This is a genomic window from Nonomuraea sp. NPDC001684 (genome assembly GCF_053596515.1).
Map to the genome: position 1 here is coordinate 1 of NZ_JBSFGJ010000548.1, position 5,613 is coordinate 5,613.

The window sequence follows — 5,613 nt, forward strand, 5'->3', positions numbered from 1 at the left end:
ATTCAGACGAACGTGCGTCGTCCTTGGAGTCCACGGTGCGGAGAATGCAAGACGAAATCGCGGCTGATGCGGAGGTTCCCTCGGTCCGGCTCTTGGTCTGAGTCCCCGATCGGACGGTATGCGGGCATGATGACCGCGACCCGGGGAGGACATGTCCAGATCCGCGTGTCATGCGATGACGACGTCCGGCACCGATGAGTCCATGGCGATCCCTCCTCGACAGGGTCGTGCCGTGACCGGGCGGACCGCCGTTGCCGCCGCCGCCAACGTCGTCACGTTCGGCATCGCCGCCCCCAACGGCACCCCGATCAGTTTCTGGCAGTTCACCAAGTACGGCCTGATCGTCACCGTTGTCACCGTCGCCCTGGTGGCGCCGTATCTATGGCTGCGCTACCTGATGTGACGGGGCCGCTTTGACGAGATCTTGGCCGGAGTCAGCCGCTTTGATGGTGCCAGCGTTGCAGCAGGGCGGGGAGTTCGCCGAGGAGGAACTCGTAGAAGGCGTGCATTTGCGTCAGGCGCTGCCGCGCGGGATCACCCTCCTCGGTGGCGGCGATTCCGGCGGTCGCGGCCTGGAGCATGGCCTGGATGACGGTGTTCTGGCTGGTGAACAGGGTGGCCCAGGCGTCGTCACGGAGTCGGTAGTGCTCACGGCGGCTGCCGGGGGCGGGCAGGCGTTCGATCAGTCCGACGGCCAGCAGCGATCTGATGGCGCCGGAGACCGATCCCGCACTGGCCTCAAGCCGTTCGGCGATCTCGCCGGCGGTGACACTGTCCTGATCGGTGAACAGGAAGACCGCGAGCGTGCGAGCGGGCATGCGCTGAAGCCCGCCCTCGATCAAGGTCAGGGCCAGTCGTTCCGCCGCCTGCCACTGTTCAGACCTGTCGTTCAAGGCGCCTCCTTCTCAAGAGGCAGGCTATCGAACATGCTCACTCTTCAGTAATTTCTGAAACTTCGATACAGTCATCACATCGACCTCTCCGCGAGAGGGCACGATGGTGTGCCGGGAAGCCTGGTCGGCGAGCAGCATTGCCGACCCCAGGAGACGACCCGATGCCTTCCCCGCCGCCCCGGCCATTGTGCGCGACGCCATGGTCCGGCCGACGGCACGGCCGTCATGCCGGCGTCGGCGGGCCGCTCGCGACCGGCACGAACCTGCGCGCCTCGGAGCACGAGATCTTCCACGACCATCAGCACCCGTCAGCCCTCTGGCTGCCCCTCACTTCAGGAGCATCGTGAAACTACTGGTTCTCGGCGGCACCCACCACGTGGGTCGCGCCGTCGTGGAGGCCGCGCTGGAGCGGGGCGATGAGGTGAGCACGCTCAACCGCGGACTCAGCCGCGCCCCCGCGCCCGGCGTGCGGCCGCTGCTCGCCGACCGCACCGACACCGAGTCCGTACGGCAGGCACTGGGCGACAGCGAGTGGGACGCGGTCATCGACACCTGGGCCTGGGCGCCCAAGGTGGTGCGCGACAGCGCCCGCCTGCTGTCCGGCCGGGCCGGGCACTACGGATACGTCTCCAGCCGCGGCGTACACCGCTGGCCCTGGCCGGCGGACGCCGACGAGCAGGCGCCGCTGGTCGACGGCGACCCAGCCAGTACGGACGACGCCGACTACGCCGCGGCCAAGCGCGGCGGCGAACTCGCCGTCCTGGAATCCTTCGGCGAGCGGGCACTGCTGGCCAGGGCAGGGATGATCCTCGGCCCGTACGAGGATGTCGGCCGCATCCCGTGGTGGCTGCGCCGCCTGGAGAAGGGCGGCAGGGTCCTGTCCCCCGCTCCCGCCCATACCCCCTTGCAGTATCTCGACGTCCGGGACCTGGCCACCTGGATGCTGCGTTCGGCCGAACGCGGCCTGAACGGGGCCTTCACCGTGACCGGCCCGCCGGGCGCGACCACCCTCGGCGACCTGCTCACCACGGCGCTGAACGTCACCGGCTTCGACACCGAACTGGTGTGGACACCGCCGGAGCTGCTCCTGCAGCACGGCCTGCCGCTCGGCATGGAGTTCGGGCTACGGCTGCCAGACGGCAGCGTGCCGAGCGGCATGCACGACGCCGACGTCAGCGCCGCCCTGGCCGAAGGGCTCACCACCCGCCCGCTGCGCGAGACCCTCGCCGACACCTGGGCCTGGCTTCAGGCCGAAGGCGACCCGGCACCCCGCGCCGACGCACCCTCCCCCGACACCTGGCTGGACGCCGCCGCCGAACAGCGGCTGCTCGACCAGCTCTCCCACTGAAGGAAGCACCCATCATGCGCGCCGTCATCATCGGAGCCGGCATCGCCGGCCTGGCCACCGCCCTGCGCCTGCGCCAGATCGGCTGGGACACCCTCATCGTCGAACGCGCCCCGGCCCGCCGCGGCGGCGGCTACGCGGTCACCTTCGGCGGCATCGGCTACGACGCCGCCGAACACATGGACATCGTGACCGACCTGCGAGCCAAGGCCTTCGACACCACCGAGCTCGTCTACCACAAGAGCGACGGCTCCCGCCGCTTCGCACTCGATCGCGCCACCATCGCCGCCACCACCGGGCCACGCTCGATCACCATCCTGCGCGGCGACCTCGAAGCCGTCCTGTACGACAGGGTCCGCGACCACACCGAGATCCGCTTCGGCACCACCCTCACCCACGTCGACCAGGACGACCACGGCGTCCGCGTCACCCTGAGCGACAGCTCGGTCGAGGAGGCCGACCTGCTGATCGGCGCCGACGGCCTGCACTCGGCCACCCGCGCTCTGCTGTTCGGCCCGGAGGAGGACTTCCTGCTCGACCTGGAGCACAAGGTCGCCGTCTTCATGCTGGACCGGCTGCCTGCCACCATCGCACCCGGCGCGACCGGCACCTTGTCGTCCAACGGTCGTACCGCGGCGGTCATCAGCGTCGGCGACGGCCGCAACGTGGCCTTCTTCGGCTACCGCGCCGACCACGCCCGCCCGGGCGAGGACGTCGCCACCCAGCTGGGACGCGTCTACGGCGACCTCGGCTGGGTCATCCCCGAAGCCCTCGCCGGCCTCCAGCGGGCCGACTCGGTCTACTTCGACACCATCAGCCAGGTCGTCGCCCCGTCCTGGAGCCAGGGCCGGGTGGTGCTGCTCGGCGACGCCGCCTGGTGCGTCACCCTGTTCGCCGGGTACGGCTCCTCGCTGGCCGTCGGCGGCGCCGACCGGCTCGGCACCGAACTGGCCGCCCACCCCGGCGACATCCCCGCCGCGTTGGCCGCGTGGGAGGCCGCGATCCGTCCCGAGGCCGAACGCAAGCAGAAGCTCGGCCGCCGGGTCAAAGGCGTCTACGCCCCGGCCAACCCCCTGGTGCTGTGGCTGAGCCTGCTTCCGCTGCGGCTGGCGTCCCTGCCACCGGTGCGCCGGTACATGACCCGCCGCTTCATCCAGGGCTGAAGCCGTGTGACACCTGGCCGGGCGGGCGGCCAGGTGTTACATTCCAGGCGTCTGCATGAACGTGCCCCGAGAAGGGGCGCGAACGTGGGTGAGCCGGGAAGCCTGGTCGGCCCGCGATCTTCCGATCGCGGAGCTAGGAGGCTTGCTCCCCATGCGCCCGACCACGACCCTTCTCGGCTGCGGCGTCGCCGCCGGTGTACTCGTCCCAGCGGTGCTCCTGATCGACGGCGCCACCCGGCCCGGCTACAGCCTCTGGCACAACGACGCCAGTCAGCTCGGCACCGGCGAACGCGGCTGGCTGCAAACGGCCAACTTCATGATCGGCGGGCTCCTGCTGCTCGCCTTCGCCGCCGGAATAAGCCGCGCTCTTCCTCCCGGCCGGGCCACCGTCTGGGCGGCGTTCCTCCTGGTGGCCGGTGGTCTGGCGATGGTCGTGGCGGGGGTCGTGCCCACTGATCCGGCCCTCGGCTATCCGCCGGGCCGGCCCGAGGTGGTCACCACCGCGGGCCGCGTCCACGGGCTGGCCGGCCTGGTGCTGTTCGCAGCGCTGGCGGCCATGCCGCTCGTGCTGGCGCGGGGCCCGCACGCCGGTGGCCGCAGGTGGACGATCTACTCGCGATGGTCCGGGGCTCTTGTCATCACCTTTGCCATCGCCGCAGGGGTCGCCTTCCGCCTGGATGCTCAGGGCGTGGTCCGGCCGGCGCCCGCCGGGCTGCTCGAACACGCCGCCCTGCTGGTCGGCTTCGCCTGGATCACCGTCGCCGCCGCCCGCCTGCGTCGCCGCAACGTCGTCACAGAGGTGTGAGGTGGAGATCGTGTACGGCCTGTGCATCCTGCCGGCCATCACCGGGCGATGAAGGAGCACCATATGGGCAGCGCAGGCGCCCCGGTCATCGAGGTGGCCGGCCTGACCAAGCGCTACACCGGCGTCGTGGCCGTCGACGACGTCAGCCTGAGTGTGCGCAGAGGCGAGATCTACGCGCTGCTGGGCCTCAACGGCGCCGGCAAGACGACCCTGATCCGCATGCTGCTCGGCATGATCGCGCCCACCGCCGGAACCGTACCTCCCGAACCGCCGTCGTGGCCGCCAAGTTCACCGTCGCCGCCATCTGGGCGCTGTTGCTGGCCCTGCTGCTCGCCGGGCTGGGCCTGCTGATCGGCGCGGTGCTCGCCCTGCCCGGCTGGTCGGCGCCGACCGTGGCCGCCGGGGTCGCGCGACTCGTGGCGGCGGCGGGGCTGGCCGCGCTGACCACCACGCCGCTGGCCCTGGCCGCCAGCGCCGGCCGCGGCTACCTCGCCGCCGTCGGCGTGCTGTTCGGCATCATCTTCGCCGCCCAGATCATCGCCGCACTCGGCTACGGCGCCGTCTTCCCCTGGTCGGTGCCCGGCCTGTACGCCGGCATCGCCGGGGTGGGCCAGGACCCGCCAGGTCCGCCGGGCCTGCTGCTGGTGGTGCTCACCGGAGCGGCCGGCGTCGCAGCGACCACCGGCTGGTGGAACCGAGCCGACCACACGCGCTGACCAATCCCCCACCCTGCCGCACAGAGTCCGAGCGCCAGGTGTTTGTCAATCGCGCGAAGCGGGCGGATACCAGCCAGCCTGGCGATAGACGGCGGTGAGACAGCACAGCATCTCGGCGGTGTCCGGCGGGTTCGACTTGAGGACCCGGTAGGCCGCCACCGCGCCGGCCACCATGCCGTCCTGCTGAGCGCGCCGCAACATCGCCGCGGCCGGCTCACGGCCGTGCCCATGACACGCGCGACCAGGACTCGGAATCCGGGACTGGCCGCCAGCTACACCGACGGTTCACCTAACCCTTTGAGGAACGCAGTACTAGCTGGACCCGGTGGACGTGCCGGTGACCAGCGGCAGCGAGATCGACGTACCGGCCAGGTCGACGGTGACCTTGGCCCCGGTGCCGGGTTCGGCGTCGTCCCCGCCGCCGTTGCCGGTGACGTCGAGGTTGAAGTCGTCGTTTGCGCCGGTCAGCACCAGGCCCAGCCGGTGTCCGGCCTTGAACTCGTAGTCCAGCGGCAGCGTCTTCCAGGTGATCTGGTAGGACTTGCCTGGGGTCAGCGGTTCCTGGCGGCTGAGCGACTTGTGGTTCTGGGCGTCCAGGATGCCGCGGGTGACCACGTGGCTCCGTCGGTGCTGATGTCCACGGCCACCACCCGCGCCCCGGACGCCGCCGCGATCATCACGGCCGACAGCC

At 70.9% G+C, this 5,613-nt stretch carries 9 protein-coding genes; 6 read left to right on the top strand and 3 right to left on the bottom strand.

Going from position 1 to position 5,613, the window contains the following annotated elements; all coding sequences use genetic code 11:
* Positions 1-232 precede the first annotated feature (232 nt).
* Positions 233-403, top strand: coding sequence for a hypothetical protein (locus tag ACWCSD_RS46665; protein ID WP_449925255.1), 171 nt, complete (start codon positions 233-235; stop codon positions 401-403).
* A gap of 31 nt (positions 404-434) precedes the next feature.
* Here ACWCSD_RS46665 and ACWCSD_RS46670 read toward each other — a convergent pair whose 3' ends face one another.
* Positions 435-893 carry a GbsR/MarR family transcriptional regulator gene (locus ACWCSD_RS46670; protein ID WP_397159096.1) on the bottom strand — a complete coding sequence of 153 codons (459 nt, stop codon included), beginning with the start codon at positions 891-893 and terminating at the stop codon, positions 435-437.
* Positions 894-1,236: 343 nt separating this feature from the next.
* On the opposite strand from ACWCSD_RS46670, the gene ACWCSD_RS46675 reads away from it, so the two are divergent.
* From ACWCSD_RS46675 to ACWCSD_RS46695, 5 genes are all read left to right on the top strand, one after another.
* A complete protein-coding gene (locus ACWCSD_RS46675) occupies positions 1,237-2,241 on the top strand; it encodes an NAD-dependent epimerase/dehydratase family protein (protein WP_449925258.1) in 1,005 nt (334 codons plus the stop codon).
* 14 nt (positions 2,242-2,255) lie between these two features.
* Positions 2,256-3,401 carry an FAD-dependent oxidoreductase gene (locus ACWCSD_RS46680; protein ID WP_449925261.1) on the top strand — a complete coding sequence of 382 codons (1,146 nt, stop codon included), beginning with the start codon at positions 2,256-2,258 and terminating at the stop codon, positions 3,399-3,401.
* A 151-nt stretch (positions 3,402-3,552) separates the two neighbouring features.
* A complete protein-coding gene (locus tag ACWCSD_RS46685) occupies positions 3,553-4,206 on the top strand; it encodes a DUF998 domain-containing protein (protein ID WP_449925263.1) in 654 nt (217 codons plus the stop codon).
* Between the two features lie 63 nt (positions 4,207-4,269).
* Positions 4,270-4,557, top strand: a complete 288-nt coding sequence (locus tag ACWCSD_RS46690; protein WP_449925265.1) for an ATP-binding cassette domain-containing protein — start codon at positions 4,270-4,272, stop codon at positions 4,555-4,557.
* Positions 4,482-4,922, top strand: a complete 441-nt coding sequence (locus tag ACWCSD_RS46695; RefSeq protein WP_449925268.1) for a hypothetical protein — start codon at positions 4,482-4,484, stop codon at positions 4,920-4,922. The genes ACWCSD_RS46690 and ACWCSD_RS46695 overlap by 76 nt, the downstream gene beginning before the upstream one ends.
* Before the next feature lie 45 nt (positions 4,923-4,967).
* Here the strand turns inward: ACWCSD_RS46695 and ACWCSD_RS46700 are convergent, their stop codons facing one another.
* Entirely contained in the window at positions 4,968-5,096 is a 129-nt protein-coding gene (locus ACWCSD_RS46700; RefSeq protein ID WP_449925271.1) for a hypothetical protein, read from the bottom strand.
* A gap of 138 nt (positions 5,097-5,234) precedes the next feature.
* Positions 5,235-5,613: CocE/NonD family hydrolase C-terminal non-catalytic domain-containing protein (locus ACWCSD_RS46705; RefSeq protein ID WP_449925275.1), on the bottom strand; the 379-nt coding region annotated here is incomplete at its 5' end.